17 protein-coding genes are annotated in these 19,700 nt (G+C 69.7%); 3 read left to right on the top strand and 14 right to left on the bottom strand.

Features of this window, described 5'->3' with window-relative positions; all coding sequences use genetic code 11:
• The first annotated feature begins 73 nt into the window (after nucleotides 1-73).
• Nucleotides 74-469, top strand: a complete 396-nt coding sequence (locus IF64_RS0113225; RefSeq protein ID WP_030532391.1) for a peptidase inhibitor family I36 protein — start codon at nucleotides 74-76, stop codon at nucleotides 467-469.
• Nucleotides 470-832: 363 nt separating this feature from the next.
• Here IF64_RS0113225 and IF64_RS0113220 read toward each other — a convergent pair whose 3' ends face one another.
• From IF64_RS0113220 to IF64_RS0113155, 14 genes are all read right to left on the bottom strand, one after another.
• Nucleotides 833-2,212 carry an alkaline phosphatase family protein gene (locus IF64_RS0113220; RefSeq protein WP_030532390.1) on the bottom strand — a complete coding sequence of 460 codons (1,380 nt, stop codon included), beginning with the start codon at nucleotides 2,210-2,212 and terminating at the stop codon, nucleotides 833-835.
• Nucleotides 2,209-3,375, bottom strand: a complete 1,167-nt coding sequence (gene eboE / locus IF64_RS0113215; protein ID WP_030532389.1) for a metabolite traffic protein EboE — start codon at nucleotides 3,373-3,375, stop codon at nucleotides 2,209-2,211. The genes IF64_RS0113220 and eboE overlap by 4 nt, the downstream gene beginning before the upstream one ends.
• Before the next feature lie 9 nt (nucleotides 3,376-3,384).
• Nucleotides 3,385-4,245, bottom strand: a complete 861-nt coding sequence (locus IF64_RS0113210; protein WP_030532388.1) for a TatD family hydrolase — start codon at nucleotides 4,243-4,245, stop codon at nucleotides 3,385-3,387.
• 12 nt (nucleotides 4,246-4,257) lie between these two features.
• Nucleotides 4,258-4,944, bottom strand: a complete 687-nt coding sequence (locus tag IF64_RS27930) for an EboA domain-containing protein (protein WP_051757829.1) — start codon at nucleotides 4,942-4,944, stop codon at nucleotides 4,258-4,260.
• On the bottom strand, nucleotides 4,941-5,801 hold the full coding sequence (locus IF64_RS27925; RefSeq protein ID WP_036876560.1) for a sugar phosphate isomerase/epimerase family protein: 861 nt from the start codon (nucleotides 5,799-5,801) through the stop codon (nucleotides 4,941-4,943). The genes IF64_RS27930 and IF64_RS27925 overlap by 4 nt, the downstream gene beginning before the upstream one ends.
• Nucleotides 5,798-6,715 (bottom strand): SCO3242 family prenyltransferase, encoded by a 918-nt coding sequence (locus tag IF64_RS0113195; protein WP_030532385.1) that lies wholly within the window; start codon nucleotides 6,713-6,715, stop codon nucleotides 5,798-5,800. Before IF64_RS0113195 ends, IF64_RS27925 begins: the two co-directional genes overlap by 4 nt.
• Nucleotides 6,712-7,884, bottom strand: a complete 1,173-nt coding sequence (locus tag IF64_RS0113190) for an inositol-3-phosphate synthase (RefSeq protein ID WP_030532384.1) — start codon at nucleotides 7,882-7,884, stop codon at nucleotides 6,712-6,714. The genes IF64_RS0113195 and IF64_RS0113190 overlap by 4 nt, the downstream gene beginning before the upstream one ends.
• A 98-nt stretch (nucleotides 7,885-7,982) precedes the next feature.
• Nucleotides 7,983-10,100 carry a PQQ-dependent sugar dehydrogenase gene (locus IF64_RS0113185; protein ID WP_030532383.1) on the bottom strand — a complete coding sequence of 706 codons (2,118 nt, stop codon included), beginning with the start codon at nucleotides 10,098-10,100 and terminating at the stop codon, nucleotides 7,983-7,985.
• Nucleotides 10,101-10,209: 109 nt separating this feature from the next.
• Nucleotides 10,210-11,094 carry a sugar phosphate isomerase/epimerase family protein gene (locus IF64_RS0113180; protein ID WP_211252575.1) on the bottom strand — a complete coding sequence of 295 codons (885 nt, stop codon included), beginning with the start codon at nucleotides 11,092-11,094 and terminating at the stop codon, nucleotides 10,210-10,212.
• A 160-nt stretch (nucleotides 11,095-11,254) separates the two neighbouring features.
• Nucleotides 11,255-12,256, bottom strand: coding sequence for a sugar phosphate isomerase/epimerase family protein (locus IF64_RS0113175; protein ID WP_030532381.1), 1,002 nt, complete (start codon nucleotides 12,254-12,256; stop codon nucleotides 11,255-11,257).
• Nucleotides 12,256-13,449 carry a Gfo/Idh/MocA family protein gene (locus IF64_RS0113170; RefSeq protein WP_030532380.1) on the bottom strand — a complete coding sequence of 398 codons (1,194 nt, stop codon included), beginning with the start codon at nucleotides 13,447-13,449 and terminating at the stop codon, nucleotides 12,256-12,258. Before IF64_RS0113170 ends, IF64_RS0113175 begins: the two co-directional genes overlap by 1 nt.
• Before the next feature lie 35 nt (nucleotides 13,450-13,484).
• The gene (locus tag IF64_RS0113165) at nucleotides 13,485-14,528 is read right to left on the bottom strand and encodes a substrate-binding domain-containing protein (RefSeq protein WP_030532379.1); all 1,044 of its coding nucleotides are present in this window, start codon (nucleotides 14,526-14,528) and stop codon (nucleotides 13,485-13,487) included.
• A gap of 56 nt (nucleotides 14,529-14,584) precedes the next feature.
• Complete coding sequence (locus IF64_RS0113160) at nucleotides 14,585-15,625, bottom strand: ABC transporter permease (protein ID WP_051757828.1); 1,041 nt, start codon at nucleotides 15,623-15,625, stop codon at nucleotides 14,585-14,587.
• Nucleotides 15,622-17,160 (bottom strand): sugar ABC transporter ATP-binding protein, encoded by a 1,539-nt coding sequence (locus tag IF64_RS0113155; protein ID WP_246134671.1) that lies wholly within the window; start codon nucleotides 17,158-17,160, stop codon nucleotides 15,622-15,624. The genes IF64_RS0113160 and IF64_RS0113155 overlap by 4 nt, the downstream gene beginning before the upstream one ends.
• Before the next feature lie 149 nt (nucleotides 17,161-17,309).
• Between IF64_RS0113155 and IF64_RS0113150 the strand changes: the two genes are divergently transcribed.
• Entirely contained in the window at nucleotides 17,310-18,485 is a 1,176-nt protein-coding gene (locus IF64_RS0113150) for an ROK family transcriptional regulator (protein WP_030532376.1), read from the top strand.
• Between the two features lie 297 nt (nucleotides 18,486-18,782).
• The coding region (locus IF64_RS0113145; RefSeq protein WP_157575513.1) for a PPE domain-containing protein at nucleotides 18,783-19,700 on the top strand (918 nt) is incomplete at its 3' end.

The following is a 19,700-nucleotide window of genomic DNA, read 5'->3' as shown; positions in this document are numbered from 1 at the left end:
TCCCTTGCCGAATCCGCCAGCCTGGAAATCACACCGAACACGACGAAACGACCACTTCTGGGGAGAGAAACCGATGACCCGTCGACACATCGCCGTCCGCACCGCACTGCCCGCCGTCCTGCTCGGCGTCGCGACCACGATCGGTATCGCGACTCCGGCGTCCGCGGAGCCGAATCCGGCCAACAGCCCGGAGTTCAGCTGCAACGTCGGTGAGTTCTGCGCATGGGAGGGACAGTTCTACAACGGACCGATGGAACGCTTCGACCTACGGGATACGCATACGGAGAAGTGCGTTCCGCTGTCGAACGGGATGGAGGCGAACTCGTTCGCCACCAGAATGGAACGGCACGTCACCGTCTATCAGGACCGAGAATGCGCCACCGAGGCGGATTTCAGTACCTATCCCGGTCCGGGAACGTTCGTTCCGCAGGCTCCGTACGTCGTGCGGGCGATTCAGATCTGGGAATGACGCCGGCCCACCGAGCCCGGTGGCACCGCGTACGACACGGCTGGGGAACCCGTGCCGACGCGGATGTTCACCAGGAAGCGGTCACGAGACCCCGACCGTGACCGCGCCGTGGGGGCACCGCCTGCGGAGCGCGGCCCCACGCACCGCAGGACTCCCGCGCCGCGGTGCCCCCACGGCACCTCCACCGGCCCCGGCGTCACGTGCGGCAGCATCGCGCAGCGAAAGTGTCGGATCGGCGAGCCGGATCAGAAGTCCCGAACGGGCGACATGCCGGAGGGAGGTTGCACTCTCGGACATGACAGCCACCCTAGGGACCACCGCATCCGGGCTCAGCCGTGCACGCTCCGCAGCAAGGTAGTCGTGTCACGTCGCTCCCGGCACCCTGGCCTGCTCCAGGACCAGATCCCGGACGTCCGCGGCGGCGATGCGGTCGCGGCGCGTACCCGGGTCGCTGCACAGCAACACCGGGCCGTCGGCGGGGTCGTCGGGCAGCCTGCCGTGCGTGCCCTGCACCCAGCGCCCGTCCGTCGGCACCACGTTCATCGTGTACCGCAGCCCGAGCTTCTTCTTCACCAGCCCGAGCGCCGCCCGCGCCTTCGCCCTCGGATCGGCTGGGTCGAGGAAAAGCTCGGCCGGGTCGTAGCCCGGCTTGCGGTGGATGTCGACGCCGCGCGCGAAGTCCGGCGCACACGTGTCGTCGAGCCAGTAGTAGTACGTGAACCACGCGCCCTGCTCGGCGACCAGCACCAACTCGCCAGCACGCTCGTGGTCGATGCCGTAGTCGGCCTGCGCCTCACGGTCCAGCACCAGGTCCACGCCGGGCAGGTCCCGGCACAGCTTCGCCACCGCCCCCACGTCGGCAGGGTCGGCGACGTAGACGTGCGCGACCTGGTGATCGGCCACCGCGAACGCCCGCGACGTCCACGGGTCCAGGTACTCCATCCCCTCCTGGGTGTAGACCTCCAACAGCCCGGACGTCCGCAACATCCGGTTGACGTCGACCGGCCGCGACGCGGGCGTGATGCCGTACTCGCTCACCACGACGACCGTGGCGCCGCGCGCCTGGGCGTCGTCCAGCAACGGCGCGACGGTGCGGTCGACGTCGCGCACGGCGGCAAGGGCCTGTGGACTGTCGGGACCGTGGCGTTGCAGGTCGTAGTCGAGGTGCGGGACGTACGCCAGCGTCAGGTCCGCATCCGGCAGCAGCCGCCGGGAGGCCGCGACCACCCACTCGCTGGAACGCAACGACGCCGTCGGACCCCAGTAGTTGAACAGCGGGAACGCGCCCAGCTCCGCGGTGAGCTCGTCGTGCAGCGCCGGCGGACGCGCGTAGCAGTCCGGGGACTTGCGTCCGTCGGCGTGATAGACCGGGCGCGGTGTGATGGTCCAGTCGGTGCTGGCACCCATGGCGTACCACCAGCACACGTTGGCCGCGCGATAGCCGGGATCGGCGCGCCGGGCGGTCTCCCACACCTTCTCCCCCTGCACCAGTCGGTTGTGCTGCCGCCACAGGTAAACCTCGCCGAGGTCCCGGAAGTACCAGCCGTTCCCGACGATGCCGTGCTCGCGCGGCGGACGTCCGGTGAGCATCGTCGATTGCACCGAGCACGTGACGGCCGGCAGCACGGTGTCGAGCTGCGCCTGCCAGCCGTCCGAGGCGAGCGCGCGCAGACGTGGCGCGTGCGCCAGCAGCCGGGGTGTCAGTCCGACGATGTTGAGCAGCAGGACCCTGTTCGCAGTCATGTGGTCTCCAATCCGGCTCGCCGCATCCGGTCGGCGACCCAGCGCAGTTCCGCGGCGAGGCCGGAGATCAGCTCGGCATCGCTGCCCGGTCGCTGCGCCTCCGGCAACACCGACCAGGTGTAGGTCTCCATCTCGACGTGATCGGTCATCGCGGCCGGCCCACCGAGCAGGGCGTCCAGGGTCTCGCCGAGTTCGTCCTGTGTGGACTCCAGTGGCGATTCGGGACGTCGATGGATCGGCACGTGGAAGTGCACGCGCCACGGCCCGGTTCCCCGCAACGCGCGGCGGCCATTGACGGCCTCGGGAAGATCGTCGCGCTCGGCGATGCGCGACGGGCCGCGCTCGCGAACCTGGTGCAGGAACCGGTCCTCGGCGTAGGACGACAACGCCTCCCGCGTGGCGGCGTCGTTCGGTGTCGCGGCGTGCAGCGCCGCCGAGGCCTGGGTCTTCACGATCGGCAGTCCGGCGTCGGCGAGCCGACGCACCGCCGAGGCCGGGTCCTCGAACGCCACCGCCAGGTGGCAGGCGTCCAGGCACAGTCCGATGTGGCCGGTGTCGATGCCGGAGAGCTGTTCGATCGCGTCATCGACGGTCTCCACCACGCAGCCGGGCTCGGGTTCCAGGCCGACCCGGATCGGCCTGCCGGTCTCGGCGGTCTGCTTGGCGAGCCCTTCCGCCAGCCGGTCCAGCAGCTCGCGTGCCCGCAGGCGACGGTCGGAGTACCACGGCGCCCGCCATGCCAGCGGCACCGTCGAGATGCTGCCGCGCGCTGCGTCGTCCGGCAGCAGCCGCGCCAGCACGCGTGCGCACGTCAGGGTGTAGTCCAGTCGCCGCGTCTCCACCCAATCCGGGCTGTACACCGCCTTCTTCACCACCGGGTCGTGGAACCCCTGGTATGGGAAGGCGTTCAGGGTGACGACCTCGAGACCGTGGTCGTCCAGCGCGGTCCGGAGCCGGTCGAGATCGGGATGGTCGGCAAGGTGCGCGGCCAGCGGCGCCGGCAACCACAGCCCGACGCCGAGCCGGTCGACGTCGAGCTCCGCGCGGATGCCTCCACCGAACACCCGGAGCTGGCGCATCAGCCCGTCGATGTCCTCGGCGGGGTGGACGTTGGTGCAGTACGCGAGATGGACGCTGCTGCCGTCGGGGTGAGCGAAGCGCATGCCGCCCCCTCACGCCGGACGCTGGCCGCGCAGCACGGAGTTGCCCTCGAATGTCGCAGTCTGGTCGCTGTCGATCGGGTCGAGGAGCAGCCGCCGGCTCTGGCCGTAGAACGCGACGGGATTGCGCCACAGCACGCGGTCGACGTCGTCCTCATCGAAGCCGGCGTCCCGCATCGCCTGCCCGGTCTTGGCGGTCTTCAGCGGGTCACTGCGACCCCAGTCGGCGGCGGAGTTGACGATCATTCGGTCCAGGCCGTGGTCGGCGAGGATCCGGACCATGCGATGTTCGTCCATTTTGGTGTCCGGGTAGATGGAGAACCCGAGCCAGCAGCCGGAATCGGCCACCAGGTCGACGGTGACTTCGTTCAGGTGATCGACCAGTACCCGTTCCGGTGGCAGCCCGGACGCCGCGACCAGTTCCAGGGTGCGCCGGGTGCCTTCCACCTTGTCGCGGTGCGGGGTGTGCACCAGCACCGGCAGGTCGTGCTCCCCGGCGAGGTCGAGCTGGCGGACGAAGGCCTTCTCCTCGTCGTCGGTCATCGAGTCGAACCCGACTTCGCCCACGGCGACCACGCCGTCCTTGGCGAGGTAGCGCGGCAGCGCGTCCAGCACCTCGGCGCACCGGGGGTCATTGGCCTCCTTCGGATTGAGCGCGATCGTGCAGTGGTGGCGGATGCCGAACTGGGCGGCACGGAACCGTTCCCAGCCGAGCAGCGAGTCGAAGTAGTCGTAGAACGACGCGGCACTGCTGCGTGGTTGGCCGAGCCAGAACGCCGGTTCGGTGACCGCGCGGACCCCGGCCGCGTACATGGCTTCGTAGTCGTCGGTGGTGCGGGAGGTCATGTGGATGTGGGGATCGAAGATGCGCATCAGTCCTCCTAGTCACGGGCGCACGCGTTGCTGGTCAGGGACAGGTGCCCCATCGGGATCCGGTCGCCGGGAGGTCAGCTGGTCGAGCAGCCACGTCGCATCGGCCGGGACGTCGCGGCCCGCCGCACGGCGCTCGGCCGCAAAGGCCTCGACCATCCGGGCCAACTCGGCGTCACGGCGTTCCCCAATCCCCGAGCGTTCGGCGATCCCGGACACCGCCGCCAGCGGAACACCGGTGAACAGGCACTTCAGCACGCCGTGCCGCCAGGTATGGGCGTCCAGGTGCCGCGCCGCGTAGGGGCCGAGCGCCGCCGCGATGTGCCGGGTGTCGTTGCCACGCAGTGCGTCCCCCACCAGATCGAGCGCTGCGTCGCCCACGTCGAGGTGGTCCAGGGCTCGTAGCACGGCGCGTTTCTCGTCGGCGTCGCCGTGCCGGTACAGCGCGCCGATCTCCGCGACGAGGGCATCCCGATCCCAGCCCTGGGCTGCGGCGCACACCAGCGCGACCCTGGCCTGGTCCTCGATCCGCGGCGTGACCATGCCGTCGGGGTCGTCCGGATCGGCCGGTCCCCTGCCGACAGTGCGGGCCACAGCGGGGAAGAGCACCGCGATCCGCGCCGGGTTGGCCGTAACCTCGCCGGTCAGCTCGCCGAGCCTGGCTCTGCCTTCGGTGTCGAGCAGGTCGTCCAGTCGTGTCACGGCGTCACCTCCGCCGCGAGTGCCGCTGCCCTGGCGGTGCGCAACGCGTCGAGCGACCGCGCGGCGACGGCCGGTGCGGCATGGGAATGCCGCGGCAGCTCCACGCTCACCAGCCCCTGATAGCCGACGTCGAGCAGCGCGCGGAGCGTGGCGGGCAGGTCGACGTCGCCGTCGCCGAACTCGAGGTGCTCGTGTACCCCGGGGCGCATGTCGTCGATCTGCACGTTGCCCAGAAGCGACCCGACGTCGCGGATGCGCTCCTGCGGCGGTGCGGGTTCGTTGCAGACGCAGTGTCCGACGTCGACGGTCACCGTGAGGCGTTCGGGGTCACCGAGCCTGCGACGTAGCTGCGCCACCCCCGCCAGCGTGTCGACGAACATGCCCGGCTCCGGTTCGAACGCGCACCGCACGTCGTGGCGCTCGGCCTCGGCCAGCACCTGCTCGACGCCACGGGTGAGCCGCTCCCAGGCCTGGTGGGGACCGACGCCCTCGGGCACCGTTCCCGACCAGAACGACACCGCCTCCGCGCCGAGGTCGGCCGCGACCCGGATCGCGCGATGCAGGTAGTCGACGCGACGCTCGCGGCCGGTGTCCGACACCAGCGTCGGTTCGTGTTTGCGCCACGGATCCAGGACGTAGCGGGCACCGGTCTCGACGACGACGCCGAGACCGTACGCGGAGAGACGGCGGCGCACGTCGTCGGTGCGGGCGGCGAGGTCGGGGGCGAACGGGTCGAGATGCGGATGGTCGAGGGTCAGCGCGACACCGTCGTAGCCGAGATCGGCGAGCACGCCGAGGGCCTCGTCCAGGCGGTGTCCGGCGAATCCGTTGGTGCCGTAGCCGAAGCGCAGGGTCATGTCGGCGACACCACCTTCGAGGCCAGCCGCGCGATCGGACCCGCGGCCAGGAGTCCCCCGGCGAGCCCGATCGCGCCGGTCCCGGCCACGAGAGCGGCATGCAACCCGATGACGCCTCGCACACCGGCGCCGGTCGCGGTGCGGACCGTGGCGGCGTCCGGGGTGCGCGCGGCACCGGCCTGCGCGCGGCCGACCGTGCCCGCGTACGTGGCGGCGAACGCGGCGGCCGCGACGGCGCGGCGCTTGTCGTCGGTGGGGAGCGTGTCGTCGGTGGGGAGCGTGTCGTCGGCGCGCCGGCCGCGACGCCGAGGCAACGCGGCCACCGCAGCCGCCACGGCCGCCGACGTCGTCGTGGCGAGTGCCGCCAGGCCGGTACGCCGCGATCCACCGTGCACCTCACCTCTGCTCAGGGTGGTCACACCGAGCGTGTGCCCGGCGACCGCGGAGGCCGGCAGTGCCGCCCTCCGCGGTCGACCCCCGGCTCCGAGCAGCACGTCCAACCCCCGCGCGGCCGCCATGACGGCGGGGCCGGCCGGGGTGTCCTTCGCGACGAGGTCGTAGGTCCACGCCGCGGCGGCGACCGGCACCGCGATCCGCACGGCGGTGCGACCGCCCACGGCGGCGGCGATGCCAAGGCCCGCGCCGGTCAACCCGGCGGCCAGCGCGAGTGCCTCGCCGGGCCGCACCCTGCCGGACGGGATCGGGCGCTCGGGGCGTTCCACGGCGTCCAGCTCCCGGTCGGCGTAGTCGTTGAGCGCCATGCCCGCCAGGTAGAAGCACGCCGAGGCGGCCGGCATGGCCCAGCCCCGCGTGCCGTACGGCCAGCCCGCCGCCGCGCCGCCGGCAAGGCTGTCGCCGGGGATGGTCAGCACGGCCGGCAGCCGTACCAACTCGACCACGTCCCGCGCCCTCATCGGTCACCTCCGAGCCGCCCACACCACTCGGTGAGGGCGCGCCACTGGCCGGCCAGGTCGTGCCCGGAGTCGCCTGCGGGATCCTTGAAGAAGAAGCCGAGCGCGCCGAGCGGGCCGGACTCCCCGGCCTGATGGGCCCGTGCGACCAACCGGGCGAGGTCGAGCACCAGCGGCGCGGCGAGCGCGGAATCGCAGCCCTGCCAGGTGAACTGCATCGACATCTTGGTTCCGAGGAAACCCTCGAACGACACCATGTCCCATGCCGTCTTCCAGTCGCCGAGATCTTCGACGTAGTCGATGTGCAGCGGGCCGTCCACCGGCTCGCCCAGCAGCTCGGTGAGTCCCTTGCCCTTGGTCTCCGTCTTGCTCGTCACCGTCACCGGATCGGCAAGTGCCCGGCCGTCTCCCCCGCCAAGCAGGTTGTACGACGCCCAGGAGCGCACCCGCAGGGCGCGGGTCGCGAACATCGGCGCGAGCGCCGACTTGACCAGCGTCTCCCCGGTCTTGCCGTCCGAACCCGCCCACGGCAGCCCCACCCGCTCGGCCAGTTGAGCCAGTGCGGGCAGCCGCGGGCCGGGACTCGGCGTGAACGCCACGACCGGGCACCCGGCCCGGAACGCCGCGTAGGCGTAGAGGGAGCTGGCGGGCAACGGCGATTCGCCCGCCGCCAACGCCCGCTCCAGTGCGTCCAGATCGGACAGTTCCGGGGTCATGGCGACCGGAGGCTCGGTGGTGGCGACGTCCACGACGATCACCCGGTCCAACGCGTGCGCAGCGCGGAACCCGGCCAGGTCGCGGCTGATCTGCTCGACCGCCTCCCGCTGGGTGCCCTCGGAGGGCTCGTGCGGATCGGTACTCGCGACGCCGTGCCGGATGCGGGCGTCCACCCGGGTGAGCCCGTCGTGCACCGCGCGCGCGAGCTCGATGCCGAACACCCCGCCGTCAGCCAGCGCCTCGGCGCGTTTCGGCAGCGAGTCGCCGGCGACGTCGTGGCCGCCGATGAGCAGATCGGCCACTCCGGGCGGCCGGGCGACCGCCACCTCGGGCAGGTCGGTGACGCACCCGGTGCGCCGCGTCAGCCCCGCGGTCAACGCGAGCGCGCCGACGGTCGCGGTGGTGGCCACCGACCCCCGCGCGCCGATGAACCACAATCCGGTTTTCGGTGCCATCCTCCGGCCTCCCTGGGTGGTTGGGTTACCGCCGGACGTGACTCGTTGTGGCCGCCGCAGCGACCACAACGACTCACGTCCCGGTGGCAGCGATGCGTTTACTGCACCGGTTCGAGCACGACCCGGTCACTGCCGGACAGCGACGGCAGGCCGTCCTCACCCGGGTCGCTGTAGCTGGCGTCGAACACGCCGTACAAGTTGTCGTGCTCGGGGTCGTGACCGTCCGGCACCGTGGTCCGGATCGAGCCGGAGCACCCGTACGACGTGGTCTGCGGGTGACCGTGATCGTCGTGGCCGAGGATGTAGGTCACCTCGACCTGCGAGCAGTCCACCGGCTGGTCGTCGGTCACCGAGACCTCGTACTGGACGACGTCACCGAAGGAGAACTCCTGCCCCTCGACGGGCGTGACGAACTCCACCTCCGGCGCCTCATTGCCGACGACGATCGGCACCTCGGCGACGCCGGTCTTGCCCCGGTGCTTGCCGCCTACGTCGGTCACCTGCAACGAGGCGTTGTAGGCCCCGTTCTCGGTGTAGGTGTGCGTCGGGTTCGGCTCCCGCGAGTCGACCTTGCCGTCGGCGTTGAAGTCCCAGGCGTAGCGCAGCTGGTCACCGTCGGCGTCCTTGGTGCCCTCGCTGGAGAACGACACCGTCAGCGGTGCCTCCCCGTTGTCGACGTCGGCCGTGGCCTTCGCCTCCGGGCTGTGGTTGCCGTTCGGTCCGATGTAGTCGATCCGCGACAGCGAGGCCTCCGGCAGTTCGCCGAAGTAGCCCTTGCCGTACTCCAGCATGTAGAGCGCACCGTTCGGGCCGAACTCCATGGCCATCGGAGCGGACAGCGGGGTGGACGAGACCACGTCCTCGATACCGGTCAGCGCGCCGGACTCGTCGAGGTGGAGCCCCTTGATGTAGTCCCGGGTCCACTCGTAGAACAGCGGCAACCCGTCGTAGTGCTTCGGCCAGGCGACCGGCGCGCGGCCCACGAGGTTCTTGGGGTCGAAGTCGTAGACGGGGCCGGCCATCGGGCCGATACCCCCGGTGCCGAGCTCGGGGAACTGCTCCGACTCCTCGTAGTCGTACCAGAGCTGTGGCTGCTCCACCGGCGGTAGCTCCGTGAGCCCGGTGTTGCGTGGCGACTCGTTCACCGGCGCCGCACAGTCGAAGGTCTCGCCGGACTCACCGGTGGCGAAGTCGTAGTCCACATAGGGCAGTTCAGCGGTGGCGCAGTACGGCCAGCCCCAGTTGCCCGGTTCGGTCGCGGCGAACCACTTGCCGGTCCCCTGCGGGCCGCGGTCCGGGTCGGCGACGGCCGCGTCCGGCGAGTAGTCGGCGACGTAGAGCGCATCCGTGTGGGGGTCGACGGCGATGCGGAACGGGTTCCGCAGTCCCATCAGGTAAATCTCCGGGCGCGTCTTCGCCGTGCCTTGCTCGAAGAGGTTGCCCTCCGGGATGGTGTACGAGCCGTCGTCGCCAACCTTGATCCGCAATACCTTGCCGCGCAGGTCGTTGGTGTTGGCCGAGGCGCGCTGCGCGTCGAAGGCCGGGTTGCGGTCCTCCCGCTCGTCGATGGGCGTGTAGCCGTCCGAGGAGAACGGGTTGCTGTCGTCGCCGGTGGCGAGGTAGAGATTGCCGTCGCTGTCGAACTCGATGTCCCCACCGACATGGCAGCAGATTCCCCGATCGACCGGAACCTCGATGATCTGCTGCTCGCTCGACAGGTCCAGGGTGTTGCCGTCGAGCTGGAACCGCGACAGCCGGATCTCGCCCTCGAACGGGGCGAAGTCCTCCGGCGTCCCGACCTCGGGAGCGTCGCCCTCGTTGACGTCCGGTGTGGATGGATCGTCCTCCGGGGTGTCCAACGGCGGCGAGTAGTACAGGTAGACCCAGCGGTTCGTCGTGCCGTTGAAGCCGGGGTCGATGGCGATGCTCTGCAGACCCTCCTCGTCGTGTTCGTAGACGTCGAGGTCCGCGGCGACGATGTTGCGACCGGTGTCCGGGACGTGCATCCGCACCTCGCCCGGCCGCGTGGTGTGCAGCACCCTGCCGTCCGGCAGCACGGCGAGATCCATCGGCTCGCCCGGGGTGTCGTCGAGGACGACCTTCTGGAACTCCGAGTCCGGCGGCGGAGCTTCTTCCTCCGCCGTGGACAGTCCTGGCGCTGTCAGTAGCGCGGTAGTCACGGCGGTCACGAGCGCCGCGACGGATATTTTGCGCATCACGAACTCTCCTCGGATAGGTGGAGACCACACGCGCGGCTGACGTGACCGCACGCCACTGGATGGGGCCGGCGCCGGGTGACGACCGGCCGATCGGCGGAAAGGGGGCTCAGAAACGCAGCGTGCGCAGGTAGGAGTAGCCGACCTCGACGGTCTGGCGGACCGTCACGTCCGGGGTGTCGTTCTCGACGATGTATTCCCGCACGCGGTGCGCACGGAAGATGCGGGCGAAGTCGATGTGGCCGGTGCCCAGGTCGGCCATGTCGCCGTCGTGGGCGTGCCGGTCCTTGACGTGGTACTGCAGCACGCGCTGCGGCGCGGACCGGATCACGTCGATCGTGAAGCCCTCGGGGTCGCTCGCGCCGTCACCGCTCTCGATGCCGCCGCGGACCGCCCAGTAGATGTCGAGCTCGAGATGCACGAGCTCCGGGTCCAGTTCGGACGTCAGCACCTGCCACGGCGTCACCCCGCCGCCGAGATCGGTGGTGAACTCGTGCGCATGGTTGTGGTAGCCGTAGCGCAGGCCGGCCGACCGGGCCACCTCGGCCTCGTGGTTCATCTGCTCAGCCCACCGCTGCCAGTCGGCCTTGTCGGACGAGTCCAGGTAGGGCACGACCATGAACGACTGGCCGAGCGTGCGTGCGTTGTCGATCTTGGTGTGCAGGGCTTGCTCGCTGTCGCTGATGTCGTCGTGGCCGGACGTCGCCGAGATGCCGATCTCGTCGTAGAACTCCCGCAGTTCCTGCGCCGTGCGGCCGAAGTAGCCGAGCGCCTGCTCCACCTTCGGGTAGCCGGTGTCGGCCAGCATCCGCAACGTGGCGTCGAAGCCCGGCTCACCCTGCAGGTCCGAGCGCGCCGTGAACAACTGGACGCTGATCAACCCCGGCGGCACCCGCCGAAGTCCGCTACCCGGGACGGTGGCCTGTGCCGCGGGTGCCGCGAACCCGGCGGCGAGAAGCCCGGCACCGACCGCACCGCCCAATGCGGACCGCAACGCACCTCGTCTGCTGATGCCTCGCTCACTGAGCGAGCGGCGAACCGCCCGCTCACCATCGAATCCGTAACACATGAACCCTCCTATTCCGTACTTCTTCGTTGGAGACGTCAGGATCGGGTGTGTTGCACGCGCGGCGAGGCGCACGCGGGTATCGGGTTCAGGAACTGAATGCGGCGTCGAACGCAGCCTCCGGCGGGTCGAACAATTGCTCGCGCACGTACCGCAGCGACTCGGGAGCACCCCGCAGCCGGTCCATGCCCGCGTCCTCCCACTCGATCGAGATCGGACCGTCGTAGCCGATGGAGTTCAGCACGCGGAAACACGCCTCCCACGGCACGTCCCCACGTCCGGTGGACACGAAGTCCCAGCCGCGCCTCGGGTCACCCCACGGCAGGTGGGAACCGAGCCTGCCGTTGCGGCCGTTTCCGGTGTTACGTTTGGTGTCCTTGCAGTCGACGTGGAAGATCCGGTCGGCGAAGTCGACGAGGAACCCGGCGGGATCGATGTCCTGCCACACCATGTGGCTCGGGTCCCAGTTCAGACCGAACGACTCCCGGCGCCCGATCGCGTCGAGCGTGGCCACGGTGGACCAGTAGTCGTAGGCGATCTCCGACGGGTGCACCTCGAGCGCGAACCGCACGCCCTCGTCCTCGAAGACGTCCATGATGGGGTTCCAGCGGTCGGCGAAGTCCTGGTATCCGGCCTCGATCAGGTCGGCGGGCACCGGCGGGAACATCGCCACGTACTTCCAGTTCGCCGAACCCGTGAAGCCGACGACGGTGTTCACGCCGAGCCGGGCCGCGACCCGCGCGGTGTGTTTCATCTCCTCGGCCGCGCGTTGCCGAATGCCCTCCGGCTCGCCGTCACCCCATACCCGCTCGGACAGGATCGCCTGGTGGCGCGCGTCGATCGGATCGTCGCACACCGCCTGCCCCTTGAGATGGTTGGAGATCGCCCACACGCCGAGCCCGTGCCTGTCCAGTATGTCCAATCTGGACCGGAGATACGACTCGTCCTCCACCGCGCGCCAGACGTCGAGATGATCGCCCCAGCAGGCGATCTCCAGCCCGTCGTAGCCCCACTCCGACGCGAGCTTCGCGACCTCCTCGAACGGCAGGTCCGCCCACTGCCCGGTGAACAGGGTGACCGGTCGTGCCATCACGCCACCTCCCATGTCGTTCCTGCTGTGTCTGCGTTCGTTCCCGCGACGTCGACCCACGCGCTGCCGGCCTCCGCACTGGCCTGTACCGCGGCGACCACCCGCTGCACCCGCAGCCCGTCGGCGAACGACGGCTCGGGGTCGGTGCCCTCCGCGATGGAGGTGAGCAGATCGGCGGCCTGGTGCGAGAAGCCGTGTTCGTAGCCGAGCACGTGCCCGGGTGGCCACCACGCGCCGAGATACGGGTGCGTCGGCTCGGTGACGAGGATCCGGGTGAAGCCCTGGGTCTCGTCCGGCGCCGAGGCGTCGTAGAACCACAGGGTGTTCATGTCCTCGAAGTCGAACGCGAGGCTGCCCTCGGTCCCGTTCAGTTCGATGCGGATGGCGTTCTTGCGGCCGGTGGCGTAGCGAGTGGCCTCGAAGGTGGCCATCGCGCCGCCGCTGAACCGGCCGAGGAACACCGCCGCGTCGTCCACGGTCACCTGGCCGGTGCCGTCACCGCCGGGCAGCGGACGTTCGGGGACGAAGGTGTCCAGCGCGGCATTGACCCCGGTGATGTGTTCATCGGTGAGGAACTGGGTCAGGTCGATCACGTGGGCACCGATGTCCCCGAGCGCACCGGAGCCCGCCCTGGTGGCATCGAGCCGCCACGAATAGGGAGCAGCCGGGTCGGTGAGCCAGTCCTGCAGGTACTGCGCCCGGACGTGGCGCAGCGTGCCGATCCGGCCGTCGCGCACGAGCCGTCGTGCGAGCGCGAGTGCGGGAACTCGCCGATAGGTAAATCCCACCATCGCGCGGACACCGTCGGCGCGGGCCTGTTCGGCGGCCTTGACCATCTCCTCGGCCTCGTCGACCGAGTTGGCGAGCGGCTTCTCGCAGAGCACGTGCTTGCCCTCGGCGAGCGCGGCGATCGCGATCTCGGCGTGCATGTCACCCGGGGTGCAGATGTCCACGAGGCCGACATCGTCCCTGGCGATGAGTGCGCGCCAGTCGGTTTCCACGCTCTGCCAGTCGAACCGGCGGGCCATCTCCTCGGCCTTGGCGCGGTCGCGCCCGCCGAGCGCAACCAGCCGTGGTTCCAACTTCGGGTCGAAGAAACTCTTGGCGTTGCGCCATCCCTGGGAATGTGCCATCCCCATGAAGGCATAGCCGATCATGCCGATCCCGATCGGCGCTCTGTCCACGTGCGTCATCAGCCCTCCCAGGGGTGGTTCGTCGGCGCGGTGTGTCAGGACTCGAATCCGAGTGAGAGGTACTGCTCGACGTTCTCCTGCGTGACGACGGGCGCATCCAGCACGATCCGGCGCGGCACCTCGCGCTGCACCAGGTCGGACATGCCCTTGTCCTGGGCGAGCAGCCGCGCGAGGCGGATACCGTCGGCGGCCTGCGTCGGCGGGTAGAGCACGGTGGCTTCCATCTCGCCCGCCTGGATCCAGCGCATCGCGTTCTTCGAGCCGGCACCACCGAGGAAGGCGAACTCGTCGCGGTCCGCGCTCTCGAACGCGGCCTTGACGCCCACGCCCTGGTCGTCGTCGTGGTTCCAGATGATGTCGATCTCCGCCACCGCCTGCAGCAGGTTCGATGCCGCCTTCTCGCCGGACTCCACGGTGAAGTCCGCGGCCACCCGGTGGTCGACGTTCTGACCGCACTGCTGCAACGCCTCCTTGAAGCCGTCGGAGCGGTCCTGGGTCAGCGGCAAGGAGTCCGTGCCCGCGATCTCGGCCACCACCGCGTCGCCGCCGAGGTTGTTCTCTTCGACCAGGCTGCAGGCGTAGTTGCCCGCCGAGACGCCCATGCCGTAGTTGTCACCGAGGATCGTGGTGCGGGCGGCGAACTCGCTGGAGAACTCACGGTCGACGTTGACGACCGGGATGCCCGCCTCCATCGCCTGGGTGGCGACCTGGGTCAGCGCCGCGCCGTCCGTCGGCAGCAGCACGATCGCGTCCACACCGTCGTTGATGAACGTCTCGATGTGGCTGATCTGCATGTTCGGGTCGTTGGTGCCTTCCGCGACCCGCAACGTGACGTCCTCGTACTTCTTGCCCTCGGCAACGGCGGTCGAGTTGATCGCCGCCAGCCAGCCGTGGTCCGCCTCCGGACCGGAGAAGCCGATGACGACTTCCTTGCCGGGGTCGTCGTTCTCGCTGACCGCCCTCGGGCCGGTGTTGGCCTCCTGCGAGGCCGGATCGTTGCCGGTACAGGCGGTGGCGAGCATGGCGAGGGCTGCCATGGCGCCGGTGGCACGAAGGAGTCTGCTGCTGCGGTGCCGCATGGTTCTCTCCTCGGAGGTGAGTGTTCCGATGGGTTTCGCGTGGGGAGTCGCGCGGTTCACGGCGGGGAGCCGTTGCGGGCCGCGACTCGTTGTTGCAGCAGCACCGCGACGACGATGATCGCGCCTTTCGCCACGGCCTGGGTGGACGTGTCGAGGTTGTTGAGCGTGAAGACATTGGTGAGCGTGGTGAAGATCAGCACGCCGAAGACGGTGCCGACGATCGTGCCGCGACCGCCCGAGAGCAGCGTGCCGCCGATGACCACGGCCGCGATGGCGTCGAGCTCCATGAGCGTGCCGTGCGTCGACGTGCCCGCCGTGGTGCGCGCCAGCAGCATCACCGCCGCGAGTCCACATGCGACACCGACGAGGACGTACAGCAGCGTGGTGTGCCGCTTGACGTTGATGCCCGCCAGCCTCGCGGCCTCCGGGTTGCCGCCGACGGCGAGCGTCCGGCGGCCGAACGTGGTGCGGTTGAGCAGAATCCAGCCCGCGACGGCGACCACCGCGAAGATGACCACGAGCACCGGGATACCGAGCACCCGGCCGCCGATCACGTCGGTGAATTCGCTGACCGTGACGACCTGCGTACGCTTCTGCGCGATGATCTCCGCGAGGCCACGTGCCCCGGCCATCATCGCCAGCGTCACGATGAACGCCGCCATCCGGCCGTAGGCGATGAGTATCCCGTTCACGAGGCCACAGCCCGCGCCGACCAGCAACGCCGTGGTAACCATGACGATCCAGTGGGTGTCCATCGCGAGCGTCTGCGTGGCGATGGTCGACGCCCACACCGACGACAGCGCCACGATCGCACCGACCGACAGGTCGATACCGCCGCCGGTGATCACGAACGTCATGCCGACGCTCACGACGCCGATCACCGACGCCAGCCGCAGGATCGTCATCACGTTGTCGAAGCTGACGAAGCGGTCTCCCGCGGTGATCACACCGACGAGGCACAGCAGCAGCAGCGCGATCACCAGGCCGAGGTTGCGACCGGAAGGACCGGAGAAGATCGCGGTGACGCGGCTCAACGGCCCTTCGGTGTCGCCGCCGGGCGCGCCGGCGCCGGTTCGCTCGTCGGATGCGGTCGTCATGCCGCGTCTCCTTCCATCACCATGTCGAGCACGCGGTGCTCGTCGATCTCATCGGCGGGACCGTCGTGGAGGAGGACGCCGTCGGAGATCACCAGGACCCGGTCGGACAGTCCGATCACCTCCTCGATCTCGCTGGAGACAACAACAACCGCGATACCGCGGGCCGCCAGATCCCGGATCAGCGCGTAGATCTCGGTCCGCGCGCCGACGTCGACGCCGCGCGTCGGTTCGTCCAGCGCCAGCACCCGGCACTCGCGCAACAGCCAGCGGGCCAGCACGACCTTCTGCTGGTTGCCGCCGGAGAGCGTGCCCACGTGCCGCGCCACGTCGGCGGGCCGCACGTCGAGTGCGCGAACCTGGTCGTCGGCCGCGCGCCGCTCGTCCCGGCGATTGACGAAGCCGCCGCGGGCGAATCGGCCCAGGCTGGCGAGCGAGATGTTGCGCGCCACCGACTCGTGCAGCACGAGTGCCTGACTCTTGCGTTCCTCGGGGCACAGACCGACACCCGCGGCCACCGCGGCACCCACCCGCCCCGGGCGCAACCTGCGCCCCGCGACCGACACCGTCCCGGCCTGGGCCTTGCGCGCGCCGTAGATCGTCTCGAGGATCTCCGAGCGGCCGGAGCCAACCAGTCCCGCGAGGCCGACGACCTCCCCGGCGGCCACGGTGAACGACACGTCGCGGAACTCCCCCGGCCTGCTCAGCCCCGACACCTCGAGCACGGTGTCGCCCAGCTGCCGCTCCGGCCGCTCCGGGAAGGCGTACTCGATCGACCTCCCGGTCATCAGCCGGATGATCTCCGCCGTCGGCGTCTCGGCCGCGGCGAGTCCGGTGGCGGCGGTGCGCCCGTCCTTGAGGACGGTGACCCGGTCGCCGATCTCGCGAATCTCTTCCAGACGGTGGGAGATGTAGACGATCGCCACGCCCTGCGCCGCCAGCTCGCGGATCACGCTGAACAGCCGCGCGACCTCTTCCTGGTCCAGCACGGCGGACGGCTCATCCATCACGATCAGCTCGGCCTCGTGCGACAGTGCGCGGGCCATGCTCACGATCTGCTTTCCCGCGGCCGGCAGGCGCCCCACCTCGACGTCGGGACCCACCTCGGGATGGCCGAGACGACGCAGCAGCTCGGCGGCCGACCGGTTCGCGTCGGTGCGCGCGACGACTCCCCATCGCGCGCGCTCGTGCCCGAGGTAGATGTTCTCCGCCACGGTCAGTCCGTCGACCAGGTCGAGTTCCTGGTAGATCGTGGCGATCCCGTGGTCGATCGCGTCCTGCGGGCCAGCGATGCGGATGTCCTCGCCGTGCCAGCGGATCGTGCCACCGTCCGGCTGGTGCGCCCCGGCGAGCACCTTGATCAACGTGGACTTGCCTGCGCCGTTCTGCCCCAGCAGGCAATGGACGTCGCCCGCCCGCACCTCGAGGTCGATGCCGTCCAGCGCCTTCACGCCGGGGAAGTGCTTGACGATGCCGCTCATGCGCAGCAGGGGCTCCCGCCCCGCATCGTCTGTGATCTCGCTCTCCTTTGAGCTCATGACGGCGGACTATAGGCTCACTTTTGCCTGTTCGTCATCAGAAGTCCGCTGATTTACATCCAAATGGCCGCGTCTGAGACGTGCGAAGTCCGGGGTGTTCTAGTGTCGAACCAGCGAATTCTGCTGATGAGGGGAAGGAAGGCAGCCACATGACTCGGCATGAGCTGGCACCGACAGGCACGGCAACGCTGTTCCAGTTCCTGCGCGACGGGCGGCCACGCACCCGCGCCGAGCTGGCCGCCGAGACCGGCCTGGCACGCTCCACCGTGGCCGAGCGCATCGACACCCTGCTCAGCTCAGGTCTGCTGAAGTTCAGCGACAAGGCCAACTCCACCGGCGGCCGTCCTCCGACGACGGTCGCCTTCAACCCGGCGGCCAGGGTGGTGCTCGCCGCCGACATCGGCGCGACACACGCCAAGCTCGCAGTCACCGACCTCGCGGGCGACGTGCTGGTGGAGGAGGACAAGGTACTCAACATCGCCGACGGCCCCGAGGTCGTGCTGCGGGAAGTGTGCGACCGCGGCCGCGCGCTGCTCACGCAGGCCGAACGGGACGAAACCGATTTGCTCGGCGTGGGCATCGGACTGCCCGGACCCGTCGAGCACCTGTCGGGCAAGCCGACGAATCCGCCGATAATGCCCGGCTGGGACGGGTTCGACGTCCCCGCGTTCGTGCGCGGTGAACTCGGCGCGGCGACGCTCGTGGACAACGACGTCAACATCATGGCGCTCGGTGAGTACCGCGCCCACTGGACCAAATACGAGCACATGATCCTGGTGAAGGTCGCCACCGGCATCGGCAGTGGCCTGATCAGCTACGGCCGGCTGCACCGTGGGTCGCAGGGCGCGGCAGGCGACATGGGGCACGTCCGGGTACCGCACGACACGGACATTCTCTGCCACTGCGGCAATGTCGGGTGCCTGGAGGCCGTCGCCAGCGGAGCGGCGATAGCGGCGAAGCTGACCGAGGCGGGTGTCCCCGCGACGAACAGCGCCGACGTCGTCACTCTCGCCCGCAACGGCTCGGTGACCGCGTTGCAGCACATCCGGCAAGCGGGCCGCGACATCGGGGAGGTCCTCGCGACGGCGGTCAGCCTGTTCAACCCGTCCGTGCTCGCGGTCGGGGGCGCGCTCTCACTGGCGGGTGAACACCTGATCGCCGGAGTGCGGGAAGCCGTCTATCAACGTTCCCTGCCGCTGGCGACGCAGAACCTGCGCATCGTGCCGCTGCGATCCGGCGACGAGGCCGGCGTGTCCGGTGCGGCATTCATGGTGATCGACCATGCCCTCGCAGCCGGTCAGGTGGAGTCCCTCCTCACGCAGTGAGCACCGCGCCACCCGGGTGGCCGCCTGGTTTGACGCCGGTTCGCACCACGACTCACACCACAAAGGAAGGCCGAGCGGAATCTCGGCCTCGGCATTGGCGGAGAACCCTGCAGGTCGGCGAGCGCGCCCAGGTACGCGACCGCTCTCGCCATATCGACCTACCCACAGCCACGGCCTGGCAACGGTGGTTACGGCAACGCTCCAGCGCACAGCAACGCCGGCGGACAGGGCAGTCCGGGCGGAGCAGACGGCTACACCTCCGCGTCGGAGCGCTACAACCAGATCTATGCCGAGCAGATGGGTGAGTACGGCAACGTCCCCATCATCGGCACGCCCCTCGCCGCTGCGCAGGCGCAGATGCGCGCGCAGGGTATGAACGAGAAGCAGATCGAGAAGCTTTCGCAGGACGCGGAGTTCCTGGAGGGTCTGCAGGGTTCGGACCAGAACTACCCCGGCCAGGACCACCAGGCGATGTACAACTACGTCCACCAAGACCTCGACTCCGGCCAGACCACGCAGCTCTCGGACGCGTGGGCGGAGCTTGTCACGCTGTTCGGTGAGTTCGACGGCAAGTTCAACGAGGCCGTCCAACAGTCTCAGCACCACTGGGAGGGCGACTCGGCCGAGGCCGCCCGTGGCTATGTGCAGCAGCTCGGCCAGTGGTCCAGCACCAACTCGCAGCGGTCACAGCTGGCGTCCGAAGCCATCTACGCGCAGTCGAACGCGGCTGAGACGGCGAAGAACTCGATGCCCGAGCCGGTCGAGACCAACGGGTTGATGAAGGACTTCGGGTCGGCGGTCAAGGAGAACCCGCTCAACCCGATCGGCGCGTTCAACCAGGCCATGGAAACCCGGGAGAAGGCCGACGCGGCCCACCAAGAAGCCGCGCAGGTGATGAGCACCTACGACAAGAACCTCTACGAATCCGCCTCGAAACAGCCTGCCTTCGCCCCTCCCCCGGAGTTCGGCGGTGCCGGCGGCGGCGACGGATCCGGGTTCAAGGGCTCCGGGGTGATCGATATTCCGGGTGGTCCGTCGGATTCGACCAGTGCTGCGGGGTATTCGGGTGGGCCCAGTGGTGGCCCGTCGGTGCCCGGCAGTGGCGGTCCGGGCAACGTCAGCAGCCTGCCCGGCGGTGGCGGGGGCACTCCGCCGGGTGTGGCGCCGGCGCCGATGCCGGGTCGGGCGACCGGGCAGGGCCAGTTGCCGGGCACG

The organism is Prauserella rugosa (genome assembly GCF_000719975.1).
Taxonomy (GTDB): Bacteria; Actinomycetota; Actinomycetes; order Mycobacteriales; family Pseudonocardiaceae; genus Prauserella; species Prauserella rugosa.
The sequence above is the reverse complement of the archived record's forward strand: the minus strand, read 5'-3'. Positions and strand labels throughout refer to the sequence as shown.

Coding starts and splice junctions, on each gene's coding strand:
- IF64_RS0113170 (WP_030532380.1), bottom strand. CDS start 13,449: ATGACGCACGTGGACAGAGCGCCGATCGGGATCGGCATGATCGGCTAT.
- IF64_RS0113225 (WP_030532391.1), top strand. CDS start 74: ATGACCCGTCGACACATCGCCGTCCGCACCGCACTGCCCGCCGTCCTG.
- IF64_RS0113155 (WP_246134671.1), bottom strand. CDS start 17,160: ATGAGCTCAAAGGAGAGCGAGATCACAGACGATGCGGGGCGGGAGCCC.
- IF64_RS0113150 (WP_030532376.1), top strand. CDS start 17,310: ATGACTCGGCATGAGCTGGCACCGACAGGCACGGCAACGCTGTTCCAG.
- IF64_RS27925 (WP_036876560.1), bottom strand. CDS start 5,801: ATGACCCTGCGCTTCGGCTACGGCACCAACGGATTCGCCGGACACCGC.
- eboE (WP_030532389.1), bottom strand. CDS start 3,375: ATGCGCTTCGCTCACCCCGACGGCAGCAGCGTCCATCTCGCGTACTGC.
- IF64_RS0113195 (WP_030532385.1), bottom strand. CDS start 6,715: ATGAGGGCGCGGGACGTGGTCGAGTTGGTACGGCTGCCGGCCGTGCTG.
- IF64_RS0113165 (WP_030532379.1), bottom strand. CDS start 14,528: ATGCGGCACCGCAGCAGCAGACTCCTTCGTGCCACCGGCGCCATGGCA.
- IF64_RS0113220 (WP_030532390.1), bottom strand. CDS start 2,212: ATGACTGCGAACAGGGTCCTGCTGCTCAACATCGTCGGACTGACACCC.
- IF64_RS0113185 (WP_030532383.1), bottom strand. CDS start 10,100: ATGCGCAAAATATCCGTCGCGGCGCTCGTGACCGCCGTGACTACCGCG.
- IF64_RS0113190 (WP_030532384.1), bottom strand. CDS start 7,884: ATGGCACCGAAAACCGGATTGTGGTTCATCGGCGCGCGGGGGTCGGTG.
- IF64_RS0113175 (WP_030532381.1), bottom strand. CDS start 12,256: ATGGCACGACCGGTCACCCTGTTCACCGGGCAGTGGGCGGACCTGCCG.
- IF64_RS0113160 (WP_051757828.1), bottom strand. CDS start 15,625: ATGACGACCGCATCCGACGAGCGAACCGGCGCCGGCGCGCCCGGCGGC.
- IF64_RS0113210 (WP_030532388.1), bottom strand. CDS start 4,245: ATGCGCATCTTCGATCCCCACATCCACATGACCTCCCGCACCACCGAC.